This is a genomic window from Lutimonas vermicola (genome assembly GCF_038433205.1).
Taxonomy (GTDB): domain Bacteria; phylum Bacteroidota; class Bacteroidia; order Flavobacteriales; family Flavobacteriaceae; genus Lutimonas; species Lutimonas vermicola.
Genome location: NZ_JBCDNA010000001.1, coordinates 1,507,230 through 1,527,866, shown reverse-complemented (window position 1 = coordinate 1,527,866; position 20,637 = coordinate 1,507,230). Strand labels below are relative to the sequence as shown.

At 37.9% G+C, this 20,637-nt stretch carries 22 protein-coding genes and 1 tRNA gene; 7 read left to right on the top strand and 16 right to left on the bottom strand.

The window, feature by feature from the left end:
* Positions 1 to 60: 60 nt before the first annotated feature.
* From AABB81_RS06855 to AABB81_RS06845, 3 genes are all read right to left on the bottom strand, one after another.
* Positions 61 to 1,140, bottom strand: coding sequence for a hypothetical protein (locus AABB81_RS06855; protein ID WP_342159470.1), 1,080 nt, complete (start codon positions 1,138 to 1,140; stop codon positions 61 to 63).
* 151 nt (positions 1,141 to 1,291) lie between these two features.
* Positions 1,292 to 2,653: an OmpP1/FadL family transporter gene (locus tag AABB81_RS06850; protein ID WP_342159469.1), complete on the bottom strand. Its 1,362-nt coding sequence runs from the start codon at positions 2,651 to 2,653 to the stop codon at positions 1,292 to 1,294.
* An 18-nt stretch (positions 2,654 to 2,671) separates the two neighbouring features.
* A complete protein-coding gene (locus tag AABB81_RS06845) occupies positions 2,672 to 4,066 on the bottom strand; it encodes a hypothetical protein (protein WP_342159467.1) in 1,395 nt (464 codons plus the stop codon).
* Positions 4,067 to 4,170: 104 nt separating this feature from the next.
* Here AABB81_RS06845 and proS point away from each other — a divergent pair, with 104 nt between their 5' ends.
* From proS to rpsT, 3 genes are all read left to right on the top strand, one after another.
* Positions 4,171 to 5,646, top strand: a complete 1,476-nt coding sequence (gene proS, locus AABB81_RS06840; protein ID WP_342159466.1) for a proline--tRNA ligase — start codon at positions 4,171 to 4,173, stop codon at positions 5,644 to 5,646.
* A gap of 88 nt (positions 5,647 to 5,734) precedes the next feature.
* Positions 5,735 to 5,806, top strand: a tRNA-Glu gene (locus AABB81_RS06835).
* A 35-nt stretch (positions 5,807 to 5,841) separates the two neighbouring features.
* Positions 5,842 to 6,093, top strand: a complete 252-nt coding sequence (gene rpsT, locus AABB81_RS06830) for a 30S ribosomal protein S20 (protein ID WP_342159464.1) — start codon at positions 5,842 to 5,844, stop codon at positions 6,091 to 6,093.
* A 114-nt stretch (positions 6,094 to 6,207) separates the two neighbouring features.
* Here the strand turns inward: rpsT and rodA are convergent, their stop codons facing one another.
* From rodA to purH, 6 genes are all read right to left on the bottom strand, one after another.
* Positions 6,208 to 7,485: a rod shape-determining protein RodA gene (gene rodA / locus AABB81_RS06825; RefSeq protein WP_342159463.1), complete on the bottom strand. Its 1,278-nt coding sequence runs from the start codon at positions 7,483 to 7,485 to the stop codon at positions 6,208 to 6,210.
* Positions 7,466 to 9,346, bottom strand: coding sequence for a penicillin-binding protein 2 (gene mrdA, locus AABB81_RS06820; protein ID WP_342159461.1), 1,881 nt, complete (start codon positions 9,344 to 9,346; stop codon positions 7,466 to 7,468). Before mrdA ends, rodA begins: the two co-directional genes overlap by 20 nt.
* Positions 9,347 to 9,349: 3 nt before the next feature.
* On the bottom strand, positions 9,350 to 9,856 hold the full coding sequence (mreD, locus tag AABB81_RS06815; RefSeq protein WP_342159460.1) for a rod shape-determining protein MreD: 507 nt from the start codon (positions 9,854 to 9,856) through the stop codon (positions 9,350 to 9,352).
* Positions 9,849 to 10,679, bottom strand: coding sequence for a rod shape-determining protein MreC (gene mreC, locus AABB81_RS06810; RefSeq protein ID WP_342159459.1), 831 nt, complete (start codon positions 10,677 to 10,679; stop codon positions 9,849 to 9,851). The genes mreD and mreC overlap by 8 nt, the downstream gene beginning before the upstream one ends.
* A 17-nt stretch (positions 10,680 to 10,696) precedes the next feature.
* Positions 10,697 to 11,725: a rod shape-determining protein gene (locus AABB81_RS06805; RefSeq protein WP_342159458.1), complete on the bottom strand. Its 1,029-nt coding sequence runs from the start codon at positions 11,723 to 11,725 to the stop codon at positions 10,697 to 10,699.
* Between the two features lie 177 nt (positions 11,726 to 11,902).
* A complete protein-coding gene (gene purH / locus AABB81_RS06800; protein ID WP_342159457.1) occupies positions 11,903 to 13,435 on the bottom strand; it encodes a bifunctional phosphoribosylaminoimidazolecarboxamide formyltransferase/IMP cyclohydrolase in 1,533 nt (510 codons plus the stop codon).
* 191 nt (positions 13,436 to 13,626) lie between these two features.
* Between purH and AABB81_RS06795 the strand changes: the two genes are divergently transcribed.
* Positions 13,627 to 14,832, top strand: coding sequence for an MFS transporter (locus tag AABB81_RS06795; RefSeq protein ID WP_342159456.1), 1,206 nt, complete (start codon positions 13,627 to 13,629; stop codon positions 14,830 to 14,832).
* Here AABB81_RS06795 and AABB81_RS06790 read toward each other — a convergent pair.
* A complete protein-coding gene (locus tag AABB81_RS06790; RefSeq protein ID WP_342159454.1) occupies positions 14,813 to 15,286 on the bottom strand; it encodes a GAF domain-containing protein in 474 nt (157 codons plus the stop codon). The two genes, AABB81_RS06795 and AABB81_RS06790, sit on opposite strands and share 20 nt — an antisense overlap.
* Positions 15,287 to 15,335: 49 nt before the next feature.
* On the opposite strand from AABB81_RS06790, the gene xrtF reads away from it, so the two are divergent.
* The 3 genes from xrtF to AABB81_RS06775 all read left to right on the top strand — a co-directional run bounded on the left by xrtF (position 15,336) and on the right by AABB81_RS06775 (position 16,986).
* Complete coding sequence (gene xrtF, locus AABB81_RS06785; RefSeq protein WP_342159453.1) at positions 15,336 to 15,884, top strand: exosortase family protein XrtF; 549 nt, start codon at positions 15,336 to 15,338, stop codon at positions 15,882 to 15,884.
* The gene (locus AABB81_RS06780) at positions 15,877 to 16,317 is read left to right on the top strand and encodes an exosortase F system-associated membrane protein (protein ID WP_342159452.1); all 441 of its coding nucleotides are present in this window, start codon (positions 15,877 to 15,879) and stop codon (positions 16,315 to 16,317) included. The genes xrtF and AABB81_RS06780 overlap by 8 nt, the downstream gene beginning before the upstream one ends.
* A gap of 351 nt (positions 16,318 to 16,668) precedes the next feature.
* Complete coding sequence (locus tag AABB81_RS06775; RefSeq protein WP_342159450.1) at positions 16,669 to 16,986, top strand: heavy metal-binding domain-containing protein; 318 nt, start codon at positions 16,669 to 16,671, stop codon at positions 16,984 to 16,986.
* 45 nt (positions 16,987 to 17,031) lie between these two features.
* Here the strand turns inward: AABB81_RS06775 and AABB81_RS06770 are convergent, their stop codons facing one another.
* The 6 genes from AABB81_RS06770 to AABB81_RS06745 all read right to left on the bottom strand — a co-directional run bounded on the left by AABB81_RS06770 (position 17,032) and on the right by AABB81_RS06745 (position 20,635).
* Positions 17,032 to 18,639, bottom strand: a complete 1,608-nt coding sequence (locus AABB81_RS06770) for a CTP synthase (RefSeq protein ID WP_342159448.1) — start codon at positions 18,637 to 18,639, stop codon at positions 17,032 to 17,034.
* A gap of 125 nt (positions 18,640 to 18,764) precedes the next feature.
* Complete coding sequence (locus tag AABB81_RS06765) at positions 18,765 to 18,944, bottom strand: hypothetical protein (protein WP_342159447.1); 180 nt, start codon at positions 18,942 to 18,944, stop codon at positions 18,765 to 18,767.
* Between the two features lie 85 nt (positions 18,945 to 19,029).
* Positions 19,030 to 19,902, bottom strand: coding sequence for a nucleoside phosphorylase (locus AABB81_RS06760; protein ID WP_342159446.1), 873 nt, complete (start codon positions 19,900 to 19,902; stop codon positions 19,030 to 19,032).
* Between the two features lie 49 nt (positions 19,903 to 19,951).
* Positions 19,952 to 20,308 carry a translation initiation factor gene (locus AABB81_RS06755; RefSeq protein WP_342159444.1) on the bottom strand — a complete coding sequence of 119 codons (357 nt, stop codon included), beginning with the start codon at positions 20,306 to 20,308 and terminating at the stop codon, positions 19,952 to 19,954.
* Positions 20,301 to 20,468 carry a hypothetical protein gene (locus AABB81_RS06750; RefSeq protein ID WP_342159443.1) on the bottom strand — a complete coding sequence of 56 codons (168 nt, stop codon included), beginning with the start codon at positions 20,466 to 20,468 and terminating at the stop codon, positions 20,301 to 20,303. Before AABB81_RS06750 ends, AABB81_RS06755 begins: the two co-directional genes overlap by 8 nt.
* Entirely contained in the window at positions 20,465 to 20,635 is a 171-nt protein-coding gene (locus AABB81_RS06745; RefSeq protein WP_342159442.1) for a hypothetical protein, read from the bottom strand. Before AABB81_RS06745 ends, AABB81_RS06750 begins: the two co-directional genes overlap by 4 nt.
* Positions 20,636 to 20,637: the final 2 nt, after the last annotated feature.

Genomic DNA, 20,637 nt, shown 5'->3' with positions numbered 1-20,637 from the left:
TTAAAAAGTAATGATTACCAGCAACCTGCAATTATAGTAATTTCAGGAAGGATCACCAGATCAATGATTTGATCGTTGATTTTTATAGGTTAGCAGATGTTGATCCAGTTTTCTGATGCTTATTATAAGAAACATAAAAACAAAGCCGCCAATGAGTCCAATTACAGCAAAATTCTTGTACCAGATCTGGACTTTCATCCCAACGGCATTAAAGCTTGAAACCACATTGATTACCTCATTTTCAGCAGTTAATTGTTTGTTTACTTCAATAAGCTCCTCGTTCATAACCATGTATTTGTCAAAAATATCTACTTCTTTTGTTCCGCCGCCTGTTTCGGACATGAAAATGTTAGTCCCACTATTTTCTTTAACACTTTCTGCCAACATTACCTGCTTGTACAAGTTTCTGAGAGAATCCAGTTCTAACATAGAACTTTCAAGTGCTGATTTTTTGCGAATTAAATTGTTATAGGCTGTATTTTTAACTTTATCGTAGTAGCTATTGCTTATGACAGAATTAATAATGGGCGACTCAAGTTTTTTAAAGATAAATTTATCTTTTGAAGTGACCCTAACGATGTGATATCTGAAGGATTCAATAGGTTGTTCTGAAGCAAAAGTTTTGTATTTGATATGCTTTACGGCATTGCTATCAAGTTCTGATATAAAACTTTTATAAGACAGGAGCAGTTGATTCTCGTTTGAGTAAGGTTCAACTTCAATCCAGGAAACATTTTCAGCTTCTTCCTGACTAATGTTGAGACTGGAAGCCAACCTTTCAAGATCATCCTGTTTTACCAGGCTCAAATAATATTCAATATTCTTATATAACTGTACGGTTGAACCGAAATTTGGTTCAACGGTCATTGACGATTCATACTGAACATCCTTGATAACATATTGATAAATTGCTCCTATACACCCCCCAACCAGGGCTGCAAGTAACATTTTGTTCAAATTACTCCTAATGAAAAGCAAAAGAAGCAAGAACCATTCAAAAACAGTTTTAAACAGGAATATAATAAAATTGATGAAGTTTGTGATCCCTTTTCCGATCAGTACAAAAAGTTGTCCTATATCTACATCATCTTCCTTGGTTTCCTGGGTGTTTTCATTGACCCCGAGTTTGTCTTTTTTCATAGAATGAAAATTATTTTCCTCGTAAAAATACTTAAAGAATACTAAGTATCACAATTATTTTAAGTCATGTTAAGGAAAGATGTCCAGGCTTAAAAAAAACGAGCCCGGTTTGTTGCTGCAAACAGGGCTTTTATCATGAAATATTTACCGGTCAAAAAGACAGAACTAAAGAAGAAGTAAACCTATTATTTGTAATGTCAAATTGAGCCGGATTGACGCCCGGTGCACCCATAAAGCGATACTGATCCTGGTATGATGAATTATCGTAGGCAAAATCCATCTTGAATCGTTTTGAAAACTTTACTCCTAGACCTAAAGAATAACCCTTTATATCATATTCAGCAGAGGAATCAACAAAGGGTGACTGTATAATTCTGTAACCGCCTCTGAAACTGAATATATTATATTTCCACTCAGTTCCTATTTTAAATGAATTAGTATTTCTTAAGCCGGCATTGAGATCTGCATTCTCATCATTAAAATTGCTGGAGGGCTTTAATTTGGTCTTCTTATACCCTTGGTAGATATAATCAAAACTAATAAGTCCGTACTGCCCGAATACATAGGCAAAACTTCCCGTAAACTTACCTGGAGTTTTCAGTTGATAATCATAGTAGTTTGGCAATGGATAATCAGGATTTGGATCTAATTCGCCGTTAAATACATAGCTCAGTCTTTGCTCATACCTTTCTGAAAGATTATACCATATAGGTGATTGATAGGAGGCACCTAACCTCAGTCCGGCGGTTGGTTTTACAATAATTCCCATGCCAAAATTAAAACCACTTGCATAGGTTGAAAGATACTCAGTATTTCTTACATCCATTGTATTTCCAGCTCCGTCATTACTGCTTTCCTCAAATACGGTGTTTTGGTAAAAATCTATGTGATGAAAAGCCATGGAGGCACCCAGGTAGACTATTTCCTTGTAAAGGGTTGCAAAACTAAAATTAAACTTATCATTGATACCGGAAGTGTAATTGTAAAAATATTGGTCATCAACATTGATATAATTAATATCATTATCAGGATCGTCGTCAAAATTAAAATCGGGATCATCCGGATATTCCGGAATTCCACTATTTCCATTAATAACATAGTTGTTGTTATAATGATTCACTACACTGTAATTAAATCCAAAGGCAATCTTATAAATATCCGGATTGCCAAAACTGTCCCAAACATTCAAGCCACCGATTTGTGAAAACCTGAAATAATCATCGTTGTTAAAGGTGTTTGTTCCGTAAAAATTTGAATTTATATCTGTATCCCTGTATGTAAAAGTTGTAGAAAACTCACCGGCATTATAAACTGCTAAACCTGCAGGGTTGATGTCTACCGCAGACATGTCATTACCAAGGGCCCCAAAGGCACCACTCATTCCAACGTATCTTGCTGTTCCGAAATTACTTTCGGTTGAAAATAAAACTGCCTGGTCAAGGTAACTTAACGATTGTGCAGAAATCGTAAAACTGCATAGGTATATTATAACCAAAGGTATCTTATGATTCATAGTGCATGTTTTTTTATATTATTTTGGGCTTCTTGAACCTCTTGAAACAGGTTGACTTCTGTTACCGGAAGATGCGGCCGGTTTAAAACTTCTGCTAGGGGCAGAAGAAGATCTGGTCGTACTGCTGCTCCTTCTATTTGAAGCAGACCTGGTTGAGCTGCTTGATCTATTTGCATTGCTGTAATTTGATCTTCCCGTAGCATTGGCATTCCCTTTTGAGGACTTGGAATAACTGTAGTTATTTCTGGCAGCTGCCGAAGGAACATATTTTTCATAGCGCTGAATATTTCCGTTACTTCTTGAGTTGGCGTAGGAAACTCTATTTTTAGAAACTTTTTTATCAAATTGCTCAGCTCTTTTTACAAAAGTTCTGTTTGAAGGTTTAGTATCGCGATTCATATTGTTATACGACATTTGCCTTCTGCCTGAACTGCTTCTCACTCCTGAAGATCCGCCGCTTCTCATACCCGAAGAACCGCTTCTCATTCCGGAGGAACCGCTTCTCATACCTGAAGAACTCCTTCTGCTACTTGGAGAATAGGATCTGCCAGAAGCAGAGGAAGATCTTTTATAACTGTTGGAATTATTGGTTCCTGAATTATTTCTGTTCCTTGAACTTGATCGTGCATTGGAATTGCTATAACTCGAACGGTTCGAATACGTTCTTCCACTTTGTGTTGCAGTGCTTCGACCGCTTCTGCTATTTGAATAACTGGAAGCAACGCTCCTGTTGCTAGATCTTCTGCGATCAGCACTGAATGAATCTGCCCGGTTCACTCTTCCGGTATTAAACCTACCGGTATTATTAGCATATCGTTTTCCGTAAGTCGCTCTATCGTTATAACCTGGATGATATGGAGGATAATATCCTGGATAATAAGGAGGGTAATAGCCCCATCCCGGATAACCCCATCTCGGGTAACCCCATCCATAACCATATCCATATCCGTATCCCCAACGCGGATATCCCCATCCATAACCATAAGCATAACAAGGATTACCCCAACCGTAAAAGCCACCCCATCCATAACAAGGTCCGCCCCAGCCCCAGCCAGCGCCTACACCTACATTAAAGCTGATGCTTACGCTTGAGCTTGTGCGCTCCCATGGAGGATTTCCAACATATTGATTTTCAACATACACAGTGTCTGTATCATAATCTCCCTCGTAGGCGTCAATATCTGTAAAAATTTCTTCTGTATTTTGTTTTTCACCTGAAAAATAGTTTTGATAATAATCAGACCTGGTGTCTCTTACCATCACAACCTCATCTTTGGACTGTGTTGAGCCATATATACCATCGTCCTCATTATAGGCTTGCTGAGAAGAACTACAGGCAGAAAAAAACACTAGCAGCAATCCCAGTATCATACTGTTAAAAAGAATATTTTTAAATTGAGTAATGTTTTTCATAGTCATATATTTTTATGGTTGTAAGGCAAAAAAAAACTAAGTTTGCAACTAATTTTTTCGAGTTAAAAGTAATATTACAATATTTATGCCAAAAATTTATTTTTATGGGTAACAAACTGACTAAAAGAGCGGAAGATTATTCTAAATGGTACAATGAATTGGTGATGAAAGCCGACCTGGCCGAGAATTCAGGGGTTCGAGGTATGATGGTAATCAAACCCTATGGTTATGCTATCTGGGAGATGATGCAAGCTGAGTTGGACAGGATGTTTAAGGAGACAGGCCATGAAAATGCATATTTCCCATTGTTGATCCCAAAGTCATATTTTAGTAAAGAGGCCAGTCACGTTGACGGGTTTGCCAAAGAATGTGCCGTGGTAACTCATTATCGTTTAAAAAATGATGAGGATGGCAAAGGTATTGTAGTTGATGAAAATGCAAAACTGGAGGAAGAACTAATTATTAGACCCACTTCTGAAACGATTATTTGGGATTCTTACAGAAAGTGGATTCAATCGTATCGCGACCTTCCTTTACTGATTAATCAGTGGGCCAACGTAATGCGTTGGGAAATGCGTACGCGTTTGTTTTTGCGAACAGCAGAATTTCTTTGGCAGGAAGGGCATACGGCTCATGAAACTAAGGAAGAAGCTATAGAGGAAACACAAAGAATGCAGGGTGTTTATGCAGAATTTGCAGAAAGTTTTATGGCGATGCCTGTAATCAAAGGTACCAAGACGGAAAGCGAGCGATTTGCCGGAGCTCTTGATACATATACCATAGAAGCGATGATGCAGGATGGAAAGGCCCTTCAGGCAGGAACGTCTCATTTTCTGGGACAGAATTTCGCAAAGGCTTTTGATGTAAAATATACAACGCGGGAAGGGAAGCTTGACTATGTTTGGGCAACCTCATGGGGTGTTTCAACCAGGTTAATGGGCGCCTTAGTCATGTCGCACAGTGATGATTTCGGTTTGGTATTGCCTCCTAAACTGGCACCGATACAAGTAGTGATAGTTCCTATTTACAGGAGTGAGGAGCAATTGGATATGTTAAACCAAAGGATAGGAGCATTGACAGCCGAATTAAAGGCAAAAGGCATTTCTGTTAAATATGACAACAGGACGACCTATAAACCGGGTTGGAAATTTGCTGAATACGAATTAAAAGGTGTTCCTCTGCGGGTAGCAATGGGCCCGAGGGATCTTGAAAACAATACAGCTGAGTTAGCGCGAAGAGATACGCTTGAGAAGGAAAATATCAATCAGGATGTCCTTGTAAAAAGAATAGAAAACCTATTGGTTGAAATTCAGGATAATCTTTTTAATAAAGCGCTTGATTTTAGGAATAATTTGATCACTGAAGTCGATAATTTTGATGAATTTCAGGAAGTATTGGATAAAAAAGGGGGTTTTGTTTCAGCCCATTGGGATGGTTCTTCAGAAACAGAAGAAAAGATTAAAAGCCTTACCAAAGCTACTATTAGATGTATTCCTCTTGATGCTAAAGCGGAGGAAGGCTTCTGCGTATTTAGTGGCAAGCCATCTGACAAAAGGGTATTGTTTGCTAAAGCTTACTGAAAAAATGAAAAAAAGATTGAAAAGTACTTGCAGAGTTTAAATTTTGTATTAATTTTGCACTCGCTTTAATAAATAAAAGCACACTCTTGGCCCGTTCGTCTATCGGCTAGGACGCCAGGTTTTCATCCTGGTAAGAGGGGTTCGATTCCCCTACGGGCTACGAATTTGTTTAAATAACAATTTAATTATAGAAGTATGGCAAATCATAAATCGGCACTGAAGAGAATCAGAAGCAATGAGTCGAAACATTTAAGAAACAAGTATCAGCACAAAAGCACTCGTAATGCTATTAAAAACTTACGATCTATTGAAGTTAAAAAGGATGCTGAGGCTTTATTGCCTAATGTTATCTCTATGGTCGACAAATTGGCTAAGAATAATGTGATTCACAAAAATAAGGCTGCAAATATCAATTCAAAACTGACATTGCACGTAGCTTCATTATAAGAGAATCTAATTAAAAACAGACAAGCAATCCAATCGGGTTGCTTTTTTTTTGAACTAAAGTCAAGAGGATTTTCAAAAGCAAAAACCAGCAATCTTTTATGACATCATGATCATTTACCATTCATAGACCCGGTCGGCATCGAGCCTGATCATAATAAATAATAGTACGGTAAACCCCCATAAGGAAGAGCCTCCATAGCTAAAAAATGGAAGGGGTATACCGATGGTAGGCAGCAAACCTATTACCATACCGATATTGATTGTAAAATGGAAAAAGAAAATGGCCACGGTGGCATAGGAAAATACTTTACTGAAGATTGATTTTTGCCTGTCGGCTATAAAAAGTAACCTGATCAAAAAGGTCACAAACAAAATAATAACGAAACTACTTCCCAAAAAGCCCCATTCCTCTCCAACTGTGCTAAAAATATAATCAGTTTGTTGTTCTGGGACAAAATCTCCCTGGGTACGGTCACCTTGTAAAAAACCTTTGCCATTGAGCCCGCCCGACCCTATAGTGATTACAGACTGAGCGGTATTATACCCAATTCCCTGATCATCCACATCTTTTCCTAAAAGTATATTGAAGCGATCTCTGTGGCGCTGCTCGAACACATTGTTGAACACATAATCAACACTAAGTATAAAGATACTTGTAACCAGGTAAATGGCAACAAACCTCAGCCAGTTATGCCTGAGATATTTTTTGTTTTTATATACCATGTAAACAAGAAGTCCCAAAATAATCACTGATGCAATGATCATTGTATTTAGAAAACCAAAAAACAATGTGATCACGAACAGAATTAAGGCTAAAAACCCGATAACAAGATAATACAAGGGCAGACCAAATTGGTAAAGAACCAAAATCAAAGAGCCATACACCAGAGCAGATCCCGGATCAGGTTGAAGTGTGATCAACAATGCAGGAAGGAATATAATTCCAAAAGCCCTTAGTTGATTGGGTAATTTTCTAAGGTCCTGGTTTCGTTCATTCAAATAATTGGCAATAGCCAGTGCAGTTGCCGCCTTGGCAAATTCAGAAGGTTGTATTCCAAAAGAGCCAAAACTGTACCAGGAAGTTGCTCCGTTGATATTAGTTCCAAAAATAAACAGGCCGGCAAGTGACAGAACGGAAACCAAATAAAAAATTCCTGAAAACTGTTCATAAAACTTTTTGTCGATAGCCAGGATAAAAATGATGATCACGAAACTCAGCAAAATCCATATCATCTGTTTTCCGTATTTCGCAGTAAGGTCGAATACTTCGAACTCAGTTTCTGAAAAGGTCGCCGCATAGATACTCAGCCAGCCCAGAAAAACGAACAGGAGGTACATAATGATCAAGGGCCAGTCAACCCCTTTGAATATATTACTCTTCCTTTTGCGCAACGTAGTTCTCTATTTCAATTTGTTTGGTGTACTCTTCTTCAAGACTGCCTTCCAGCATTCTTTTTTCTAGCCAGTCTCTTGTTATGCCACCCTTTAGATACTTTTCAATCATCAAACTCGCAATGGGGGCAGCCCATCTTGATCCCCAATAACCATTTTCAACAAAAACAGCAATAGCGATTTTAGGGTCATCCTTAGGAGCAAAGGCAATAAATATGGAATGATCTGTAAACTGAATTCTTTCGCCATTGACTCGTTTAAAATTTTCGGCAGTCCCTGTTTTACCACAAATCTCAATGTCAGGTATTTTGGAGCCCCTTGCGGTTCCGAGTTCAAATACATTAAACATCCCCTCGATTACAGGTTCGAAATGCTGAGGAGCAATCGTTGTATATCGAGGCGTTGTAAATTTTTCATTTTGGTTGAGGCTGTCTCCAACTTTTTTAAGGATATGGGGCGTAAAATAATAACCTCTGTTGGCAATGGCAGCCGTCATATTGGCCAATTGTATCGGGGTTGTCAGCACTTCCCCCTGGCCTATGGCGTTGGAAATTGTCGTAATGGCTTTCCATTGGTGGTTAGGATAGTATCGGTTATATAGTTCTGAATCAGGGATCAAACCCTTTTGACCGGCTGGCAGGTCATAGCCCAGGTAATTGCCCAAACCAAAACTTTTTGCATGTTTACTCCAAACGTCCATTCCTTTAACCGGGGAATCGTATTTTTCAATAGTTCTCCTGTATACATTTGAAAAATAAGAATTGCAGGAACGGTAAATTCCGGTATTCATACTTATCGGAGTGCCAACGATTCCACAATGACACTTCATGAATCCTCCCCGCCCGTATTTATAGCCGTGATAACATTTAAATCCTGTAGTGGGTGTAATCACTTCTTCCTGCAGTGCTATGAGTGCATTGATGATTTTAAAAGGAGATCCTGGAGGGTATTGTGCTTGCAAGCCCCTGTCGAGCATTGGTTTTTTAATAGTGTCATTAAAGAGCAAAAATGAATTTTTAGACCTTTTTCGTCCAACAAGCATTTTCGGATCATAACTCGGTGTAGAAACCAGGGATAAAATTTCTCCTGTGCCTGGTTCAATAGCAACGATTCCGCCTCTTTTATTGGTCATCAGTTTTTCGGCATACATTTGAAGTTCCATGTCAAGTGTAAGTGTGATATCCTTTCCGGGAACAGGGAGGGTGTCGTAGATACCATCTTTATAAGCCCCGATTTCTTTGTTAAAACGGTTTTTTTGAATAAAATTCACGCCTTTTTGACCTCGCAGCACATTTTCGTATTGCTTTTCAACGCCCTGGTATCCCACAAGTTCTCCAAGCTGGTAATACTTATTTCTTTTTAACAAGCCTTCATTGACCTCGCTGATATAACCAACTATGTTGGCGCTTGTGTTCTCCGGATACTGGCGCAAGAATCTTTTCTGGATATAAAATCCCTTGTATTTGTACATTTTTTCCTGCAAAAAAGCATAATCCTCTTTTGAGAGCTGCCCAACAAAAATGGATGGGATCCTCGGCGAGTAATTTTTCGTTTTATGGTATCTTTTTAAAAAGTCCTCCTTGGTGATCTTGAGCAAGTCACAAAACTCAAGTGTGTCTAGGGGTTCTACATCTTTAGGGATAATCATGATGTCGTAAGAACTCTGGTTTGCAACGAGCAGTTTACCGTTACGGTCATAAATAAACCCCCTGTCCGGATAGGCAAATTTTACAGTTACCGCCGAGTTATTAAGAGGGTTCTGACGATATTTGGAATCAACTATCTGTAAAAAAAACAGTCTCCCTATAAATATCGCTCCAACCGATAGTATTAAAAAATATAATAATGACTTCCTGGGCATCTCTTATCTTTTGCGCATGACAAAGGTAAAACTTATCAAGGTTAATATTATTGTAAAAATACTCGTTAAAACTGTATTGATCAATATGATCCCAAACTTACTCCATTTAAAATACTCCATTCCAAAAACGATAAAGTGATGGATGAATGTAAGAACCAAAACATAGAGGAACATTTTTGGAAATGGAAGTTTAAAAATGGTCATCGTTCCGTATTCAATTTCTCTTTTGCCAATGACACTTTGCAGAACAGGGATTCTTATAAATGCTATAAACAATGTTGCTGCAGCATTGATTCCCCCTGAATCAGAAAAAATATCAATAGACAGTCCAAGAAGAAAACTCAAAATTAAAATAAATACATCATCTTTTCTGATTGGATACAGAAAGATGAAAAAAATATAAAAATACGGGTTGATATAGCCCAGGAAGTTGATATTATTAAGTACAATGACCTGTAACAATATCAGTCCGATAAAAAGTAAGGTGCTATTTATGGTTTCCCTATTCATTTGTCGATTTTTCTTCCAGGTTTATGATTTCCATTTTGTCAAAGTTCTTAATTACCTGGACATAGCCTATAGAACTCATGTCATTAAAAAGCAAGATATCGATATACTCGTAATTATTGTTAAGCGTTTTAAATTCTTTAATAGTTCCAATAGGGATTCCTTCAGGAAATATTGTTGATTTTCCTCCTGTAACTACTGTATCTCCTTTATAGATGGCTGCCTGAATCGGTAAGTCGAGCAGTTGAACCACATTGTAATCGTTGTTATCCCAGCTCAGGCTGCCGTAATGATCGCTATTAAGTAATTTGGCATTTATTCTTGAGTTTACATTAAGAATTGAAAGCACTGTAGCGTAATTTGCTGAAACACTTTTGGTAATTCCTACGATCCCCTTACTGTTGATGACCCCAAGATCAGATTCAAGGCCTTGATTCGCACCCTTGTTTATCGTTAAGTAATTATTGTTCTTTCTATAGTTGTTATTGATGACCTTAGCCCCTGTATATTGGTATTTTTGCTTAAAAATTAGGGTGTCAATAACTGTCATGTCATGTTGAACAATGTCTTTTTCTTCAAGGCTCAGCAGGTTTTTCAGATAGACATTTTCTTCGTTAAGACGTTCATTTTCCTTTTTAAGAAGTAAAAACTCTTTAAAATTATTGATTTTGTTGTAGATGCCTCCGGACAAGAAATTTGCCGAATTAACAAATTTACTTTTGTGAAATGAGTGACTCTGAATCGTAAAAATAACAGCAAACACTTCAAGCAACAAAAACAGTATAAATAATTTATTCTTGTAAAGGAATGAAATAATTTGTTGCATAATATTTTATCAGGCTACTATTTCATTAAAACACTTTTGTATTTTTCAATATCCTTTAAAGCAATACCTGTACCTCGCACAACTGCTCTAAGGGGATCTTCTGCAACATAAACAGGAAGATCTGTTTTTCGAGATAACCTTTTGTCTAATCCTCTCAACATGGAGCCACCTCCTGCCAGGTAAATCCCTGTGTTGTAAATATCGGCAGCCAATTCGGGAGGAGTTTGTGAAAGGGTTTCCATAACAGCATCCTCAATACGCAGGATAGATTTTTCAAGAGCCTTGGCTATTTCCCTGTAAGAGAGCTCGATTTGTTTTGGTTTTCCGCTGAGAAGGTCACGACCTTGAATGGAAATATCATCCGGAGGAGTTTCAAGCTCTTCGGTTGCTGCTCCTATTTGGATTTTTATTTTTTCGGCCGTGGTTTCACCAATGTAAAGATTATGCTGTGTTCTCAGGTACATAGCTATATCACTGGTAAAAACATCTCCGGCTACTTTCACTGATTTGTCGCAAACTATTCCGCTTAAAGCGATAACCGCAATTTCTGTGGTTCCGCCTCCAATATCAATGATCATGTTTCCTTTGGGTTGCATGATATCTATGCCGATACCTATAGCGGCCGCCATAGGCTCATAGATCAAATAGATGTCTTTTGCATTCATTTGTTCAGCAGAATCCCTAACCGCCCTTTTTTCAACTTCTGTAATTCCTGAGGGAATACAGATCACCATTCTGAGTGAAGGTCTGAAAAAACGTTTTTTAATGGTTGGGATATTCTTGATAAACTCACGAATCATCTGTTCAGAGGCCTCAAAATCAGCTATTACACCATCCTTTAAAGGTCGGATAGTCTTAATATTTTCGTGAGTTTTTCCCTGCATCAGATTTGCCTTTTTACCGATAGCAATGATTTTGTTGGTAGTTCTATCAATCGCAACTATTGACGGACTGTCGACAACAACTTTTCCTTTGTGAATGATTAAAGTATTTGCAGTCCCTAAATCGATTGCAATATCTTCGGTCATAAAGTCAAAAAACCCCATAAAATGATCTCGTGTTAACTTGTTTGTATTGTGAATGTCACAAATGTAATAAATTTAAGCAATTAGTAAAGCCATTGCTTTAAAATAGTTGGAACTATTTTAAGGCAATGTTTTTATCAGTTTAAGATCAGAAAATGAGGGAATTTTTTGAATGTGACCGGCCTTTTACCGCAGCGTTTAATGCTTAAAATGTCGGGTTCCGGTGCAAACCATTGACATACGATGCGCATTGCAGTAATCAACTGATAACTGGTCTTTTATCGAGCCACCCGGCTGAATAACTGAAGTGATGCCGGCCTTGTCAGCGATTTCCACACAATCAGGGAAAGGAAAAAAAGCATCGCTTGCCATGACCGACCCCTTAAGATCAAATTTAAAATGATTTGCTTTGGCTATGGCTTGATTTAAAGCGTCTACCCTGGATGTCTGCCCCGTGCCGCTCGCAAATAACTGTTTGTTTTTTACGATAACGATGGTATTTGATTTGGTATGTTTGCAGATCTTTGATGCAAACAGAAGATCGTCGACCTCGCGGTCAGAAGGCTTTAAATCAGTAACATTTGTAAGGTCTGAGCGCTGATCAGTAATAGCATCCTTTTCTTGGGAAAGGACCCCGTTTAATGCTGTCCGATAATTAAAAACAGGCAATGCAATATCTTTTTGAACCAATATAATTCTGTTCTTCTTTCCTTTTAATATTTCCAGTGCCTCCGCATCATAAGAAGGCGCAATCACAACCTCGCAAAATAACTTGTGGATTTCTTTTGCTGTTTCAGTGTTTATAGCGGTATTAGAGATCAAAATTCCTCCAAAGGCAGAAATAGGATCGCCGGCCAAAGCATCTTTATAGGCCTGCTCGATTGTATCTCTTTGGGCAAGGCCACAGGCATTATTGTGTTTTAATATGGCAAAAGTAGGGGACTCACCTTTAAATTCGTTTAACAAGTTGACAGCTGCATCTACATCCAACAGGTTGTTATAAGAGAGTTCTTTTCCGTGTAATTTGTCAAAAAGGGCATCAAGATTTCCAAAGAAGTAACCTTTTTGATGTGGGTTCTCTCCATAGCGCAAGGCTTTTACCTGGTCATAGCTTTCCCTAAATTCCACTTCTCCGGCTTCCTGGTTCAAATATTTAAATATAGCCGTATCGTAATGACTGGAAACACTAAACGCTTTTGCGGCAAAATTCCTGCGATCATTAAGGCCGATATTTCCTCCATCTTTCGACAGGATATTCAAAAACTCGTCATACTGTGTCATGCTCGAGACGCAGATTACGTCTTTGAAATTCTTGGCTGCCGCTCTGATTAGTGAAATCCCGCCGATATCAATCTTTTCAATAATATCTTGTTCTTCAGCACCACTGGAAACAGTTTTCTCAAACGGATAGAGATCAACAATTACGACGTCTATTTCAGGGATTTTATATTCAGCGAGTTGAGACAGGTCATTGGCGTTTTCTCTTCTGCCAAGGATACCTCCAAATACTTTTGGATGCAAGGTTTTCACCCGGCCCCCAAGTATTGAAGGATAACTGGTAAGTTCTTCCACAGGAACCACATCTATACCGAGATCCCTGATGAATTTTTCTGTTCCGCCGGTTGAAAAAATCGTGACACCTAAAGCATCCAGTTTTTTCGCGATAGGCTCCAATCCGTCTTTGTGAAATACAGAGATAAGGGCCGATTTTACTTTTTTAGTTTTGTTCATAATTAGTGGTGAAAATATGCCCCAAAAGTAAGAAAACAATCTTGATCAACAACCGAACTGATCGACATATTATTGAGTTTTGCCCGAAACTTTTGAACAGAATAGAAAGGGACTGAGAAAAACTTTAGAAAGAAAGTCTATCTTTGGTTGGCTTAGTATTCTAAAACTGCTGTTAACGTAATTGTTTTAATTTGGCACAGAAGATTGGACTTGGATTAAAGTATAATTGGAAGCAATTTCTATTGCTGGTCATTGTGAATGTTTTTGTCGGAGGCATGGTCGGATTGGAAAGAACAATTTTACCTCAGCTGGCTGAAGAGAAATTCGGTTTAAAGGTAAAGACGACAATTTTGTCTTTTATCATTATTTTCGGGGTGTCAAAAGCGATAACCAATTATTTTACCGGAGCCCTTGCCGACAAGTTAGGAAGAAAGAATTTATTAATTCTGGGATGGATAATTGCTATTCCAATACCTTTTATACTTATCCATGCACCTAATTGGTCATGGGTAATTTTTGCAAATTTACTTTTGGGAATCAATCAGGGTTTGACATGGTCAAGCACTGTTGTGATGAAAATTGACCTTGTTGGGGAAAAAGATCGAGGGCTCGCCATGGGATTTAATGAAGCAGCGGGATATATAGCTGTAGGAGGAGTAGCCTTTTTTACAGGTTGGATCGCATCCAATTACGGTTTGATGCCATATCCCTTTTATATAGGGATCCTTATCTCGGTATTAGGATTGTTGTTCTCAATTTTCTTTATTAAAGATACAAAACATCATGTTGCCATGGAATCAAAGGCAAGTGAGAAAGATATGCTGCAACACGTATTCTGGGAAACGACATGGAGAAATAATAACCTGGGATCCATATCTCAGGCAGGAATGGTTAATAACCTCAATGATGGCATGGTCTGGGGCTTGTTCCCGATACTGCTTGCCGGTCTTGATTTCGACTTGAAGCAAATTGGCCTTATCGTTTCAGTATATCCGGCCGTATGGGGACTGGGTCAGCTTTTTACCGGTAAACTGGCCGATATACTTTCTAAAAGAGGTCTTTTGTTTTGGGGCATGCTACTGCAGGCTATAGCTTTGTTGTTGATGACGATTACCGTTGATTTTAATCAGTTTATAGTGTTGTCAGCTTTATTGGGAATCGGTACCGCCATGGTTTATCCTACTTTTTTGGCAGGAATAGCTGCCCATACCAATCCGGTTCAAAGAGCTGAAAGTATTGGGGTTTTCAGGTTGTGGAGGGATCTAGGCTATGCTGTTGGAGCCATTTTGACGGGCATTGTAGCAGACCTCCTGAGTATCAATTATTCGGTTGGGCTCATAGCGATTATAACCTTTGTTTCTGCCCTGATCATTAGGTTTAGGATGGATCCCGGTTGAGAACAGTATCCAGATTGAGTGAAGCCACTTCGCTGCAAATGAATTCCAGTAAAGATTCATCGTCATTTGAGAATGGAGCCACGTCGTGTGAATCAATATCTATCTGTCCAATATTTTTGTTATTCTGGAAAATTGGGACGACAATTTCAGATTTTACCTCCATTCCACAGGAAATATAATTGTCTTGTTCTGTAACATCTTGAACCACAAAGTTTTCATTGCTCAATGCAACCTGTCCACAAATACCTTTTCCAAATGGAATGATGGTATGTTCAGTTGGTTTCCCGGCAAACTGAGCCAATTTGAGTTCTTTCTTGTCTCCATTTATAAAATAGAATCCCACCCAATGAAAATGGGGAATGTTTTTTTTTAACAGATTACATATTTGCTGGAGTTTTTCAGCATTGGAAACTTCACTGTTAATTATTTGCGTAATTTTATTCTCAATTATCATTTATTCTAAATCTTTCCTATAAATTTGAAAAGGTAAAACTATTCAATCTTTGCATAAAAATAAAGCCATAATTGTTTTTTTAGTAAAATTCTTTGCTACCTATTTTATTCTTTTCGGTGCATATTCTTTTTACCTGCATAAAACCCAGCAGAAAACAGATGTTTTTGTATGTTCTCCTTTAACCGCAACTGTGGCTCAACACGTTTACAAAACCTCACAAATGCTTGGTTATGATGCCTCAATCGAACAACATCCGGACGAATTATCCATCAAATTTATGTTGGACGGAAATTATGTTTCACGTATTATCGAAGGGTGTAACTCTGTGAGTATTATCATTCTTTTTCTGGCATTTATCATTGCCTTTTCAGGAAGTTTTCTCAATACATTTTTATTTGGATTATTTGGAAGTATACTGATATATATCGTTAATGTGCTTAGGATTATCGCATTGAGTATTTTGTATCACAAGTTTCCGGAATATCAGACAATCCTGCACGACCTTTTGTTTCCATCAGTGATTTATGGGCTGACTTTTGTTTTATGGGTCACTTGGGTGAAGTTTTTTTCAAATCTGAAAACTGGGAAAAATGGATAAAAAATACCGCATCATGATTATTCTGGTGCTCTTCTTTGTTCTCGTTCTGATAAGGGCATTTGAACAGCAATTGTTCTATGACCCCTTTATTGAATATTTTAAAAATGATTATCTCTATGATCCGATACCCTTATTCAGCGGATCAAAATTATTGATGAGCCTGATCTTCAGGTATGGATTAAACACCTTTGTTTCTTTGGTTATCATTTTTGTTGCTTTTCAGAACAAGAGTTTTGTGATCTTTTCTATAAAATTCTATGTGATTGCTTTTATCATTTTAAGCATTGTGTTTTTTATAATTTTAAAAGGTGAATTGGCTCATGGATATTTATTTGCCTTTTACATTAGAAGATTTATCATTCATCCTCTTTTTGTCTTGTTACTCCTTCCGGCGTTTTATTACAAACAGTTAAGATTAAGGGAAATAATTTAACAAAAATTTAAAAACCGACCTTCCTGTTGTTTATCAATTTGTTCTAAATTTGAATGTATGTTACAAGTTTTAGAAAAAATAGTTACCCTCATTATTTCCCTCGCAGTTTTATTCACAACTATGTTGTACATGTTTTGAATATCAGGCTTCTGGAGTTCTAATTTTGATGAGACTACATCATGGCTTTTGAGTTTTGACAGAAAGCCTGTGGCATCTGATGGCCATGTTAAAACCTAAACCCGCCGGCTTAAAAATTGCGAATTAAAAATTAACTGCACAATCCTTGGATGACTGATGATAAATATTGCTATTTTCGGGTATATTTGTACAGCAAAATCAAAAAATTTAAATATGAATAAAGTGAGCAAAATAGCAATGTGGTTAATTGTCTTCATTTTTGTCTTTACAGCGTGTAAGCAGGTTAAAAACGAGGCTGAAACAAATAAGGTTGTTAATGACGAAAAAGAACTTAACAAAGAAGATCAAACTGGAGAACACGGTCACGATTACGGTTATGAAATGGCGATGGGTGCCTATCAGTGTCCAATGAAATGTGAAGGAGAGAAGACCTATACTGAAGAAGGAAATTGTCCGAAATGCAAAATGGACCTTAAAAAAGTAGAAACGCCTTTAAAAGAGGAAGCTGAAGCTGAGGAAACCAAAGAATAAATTATACAACTGGATATTAAAAAAGCGGCTTTAAGCCGCTTTTTTTTATGCTTTATCAGAACAGGCTGATACGAATGCCACGAATAATGGATGTGGATTTAAGACAGTACTTTTGTATTCAGGATGGTATTGAACACCCATAAACCATTTATGTTCTGGAATTTCAACAATTTCAACCAGGCCCGTTTTTGGATTTAAACCGGTGGCAATTAAACCGGAATCCGTTAGTTTTTTAAGATAGTCGTTGTTGTATTCATAACGATGTCTGTGTCTTTCACTTATCATTTCCTTCCCATAGATCTTATAGGCCATTGAACCTTTTTCCAATTGACAATCCCATGCCCCCAGTCTCATTGTTCCACCTTTTTCTGTTACCATTTTTTGATCTTCCATGATATCTATAACAGGGTGAGGTGTGGACCTGCTCATTTCGGTCGAATTCGCGTTTTTAAGATGTAAAACATTTCTTGCAAATTCAATAACCGCCATTTGCATTCCAAGACAAATTCCCAAAAAAGGAATGTTGTTTTCTCTTACGTATTGAACCGCGGCGATCTTTCCTTCTATCCCTCTGTCGCCAAAACCCGGTGCGACTATCAGTCCTTGGAGGCCTTTTAGTTTTTCGGAGACATTCTGTTCATTCAGATCTTCAGAATGAATAGGGTGGATGTTCACCTTTAATTTGTTCTGGGCACCTGCATGATCAAGTGCCTCCAATATCGATTTATAGGCATCCTGCAATTCAATATATTTACCTACCAGTCCAATCTCAACGCTGCCCTGAGGATGCTTATAATTACTCAGAAATTCATTCCAACGGGTTAACACCGGTTCTTTGGAAGCTTCCAGGTCGAGTTTTTCAAGAACAACCTTATGTAAACCTTCGCTCAGCATCAAATTAGGTACATCATATATGGTATCTGCATCAATGGATTCGATAATCGCTCCTTTATCAACATTACAGAATAAGGCAAGTTTTCTTTTGATATCATCTCCGATGTGATGTTCTGTTCTGCAAACCAGGATATCAGGACTAACACCGCTTTGCATGAGCTCTTTTACCGAATGTTGGGTTGGTTTGGTCTTTAATTCCTTGGCTGCTGCCAGATAGGGAATTAAGGTCAGGTGAATTACAATCGCATTGTGTTTACCCAGATCCCATTTTAATTGTCTGACAGATTCAACATAGGGCAATGATTCAATATCGCCCACAGTTCCTCCAATTTCGGTAATCACAATGTCATATTCACCTGTTTGACCAAGAATTTTTATGCGTCTTTTGATCTCGTTGGTGATATGTGGAATGATCTGAACGGTTTTTCCGAGGTAATCACCTTTTCTTTCTTTATTGATAACAGTTTGATAGATTCTTCCGGTAGTGACGTTGTTTGCCTGAGAAGTGGGGATATTTAAAAAGCGTTCATAGTGACCAAGGTCGAGGTCTGTTTCTGCTCCGTCATTTGTCACAAAGCACTCTCCATGTTCATAGGGATTAAGTGTTCCTGGATCTACGTTGATATAGGGATCCAGTTTTTGAATGGTAACAGAAAATCCGCTTGATTGTAATAATTTTGCTAGAGAAGCAGCTATAATTCCTTTCCCAAGAGATGAACTAACTCCTCCTGTAACAAAAATATACTTGGTGTTTGGCATTGTGTTTTGGTTTGTGTAAAATTACAAAGTCTCATAATTTTGACAAGCCTTTTCTTTTTTATTTTTTAAAACAAAAAAAAACCGTCAATGTGAATTGACGGTTTTAGGTGATTTATAAATTCAAATTAGTTGATGATCTCATCGCTTGTTTTGAATTTTTTTGAAAGAACCATTTCCTGATTCTCAAATTTCATATTTTTAATAATGTACTTGTCAGATGTAGCACAACTCGCACTTGATCCACCACAGGAAGCTAAACTTGCCGAAGCAACAACAAAAACTAATAAATAGACTAACTTTTTCATAGGGTTAATTTTAGGTTTATATTAATCAAGGGAGATCTATGTATAAACGTTTGAAAAATGTCTTTAGTATAAAAAAACGCAAAAATTATGAGCTAAGCTTGTCCAGGGTATACCTGATAAGGTTTTCGACCGCAGCGTATGGATCCTTGCTGAACGTGAGATCTGCCCTGTTCGCAATAATAGCGTTCATTGATACGGCCCGGTGGCCAAGAAGCCTGGAAAGCCCGTAAATCACAGAAGTTTCCATTTCCATATTTGTTATTCGCAATTGACCATGCTTAAAGTTTTCAATTTTTTTGTTCATCAGGTTGTCTTGCACCGACAGTCTGAGAACTCTGCCTTGTGGGCCATAAAAACCCCCTGCAGTAGCCGTAATTCCAGCAAATATCTGCTCAGATAACAGTTTTTCTTCCAGAATTGGATTGTTTTTCACAATATAAGGTCTCGACCTTTCTTTTGGATAGCCGCTATGATCAATAAAAGCGTTTTCCAGTTTGGTTTCAAATATGCCTTGATTTTGATAAAAATGCAGTACCCCGTCAAATCCCATCCCGTATTTTCCAAGAACAATGGAATCCACCGGAATGTCGTGTTGCAATGATCCCGAAGTGCCTATTCGAACTATTTCGAGACTAGTAAGCTGATTTTTAATCTCCCTGCTTTTAAGATCGATGTTGACAAGGGCATCTATCTCGTTGAGAACAATGTCAATGTTGTCAGGGCCAATTCCTGTGGAAATCACCGTAAATCTCTTGTTTTTTATGCTGCCTACAATGGTTTTGAATTCTCTCTTCTGCGTTGAGAATTCAATATGATCAAAATGTCTGGCAACTTTTTCAACACGATCCTGATCGCCTACGAAAATAATGGTCGGAGCAATGTGCTCCGGTTTCAGATTGATATGATAAATGCTGCCATCAGGGTTAATGATGAGTTCAGAAGGGCCAATAGTTCGCATGAAATAGTAAGATATTAATAGTTGAAAACAGGGAAAAGTGTCTTCTGTTTTATCCTCCGACCCTTTTAACCTGATATCCCTCTTGTTTAAGGATAGTCATGATCTTATCGCGATAATTCCCCTGAATGATTATTTCTCCTTCCTTTACACTTCCTCCAACACCGCATTTTGTTTTTAACAATTTAGCCAGGGATTTGAGGTCGGATTCTGTTCCCTGATAACCTGAAATGACCGTAACCGTTTTTCCTCCTCTTCCCTTGTTTGAAAAATGTGCCTCAAGTCTTTGTTCCTCAGGTTTAAGCGATATTTCCGATTGCTCTGAATACTCAGAGAAATCCTCCTCTTGGTTGGTTGAAAATACAAAGCCTCCAAGGTCAGACAAACTGTTTAAATTTTTCTTAGCCATTGCGTCGTTTCCAGAATTTAACAAGTCCAAAGATAAATAAAATAAGCCCGATAAAAAACACGCCTAAAAAACAATAATAGCAATCTTCCTTGATTTTTAAAGATAGTACCGTAACCATGACAGAGGCAAGAACAATGGTAACGGGGTTGGAATAATTCATTTCTTTTTTATACGTTTCCAGGCAAACAAAAGCAGTGCCAGTGATTCGAGGGTCAGGCCAAGTCCAATAAAGATCATCGATTGATCCCAGTCAAAAAAAGTACCAATACCTCCAATTGTAAGGAGAACCAGGCCAAAAGTAAACAAAGAGATGATGTTTTTATCCATTG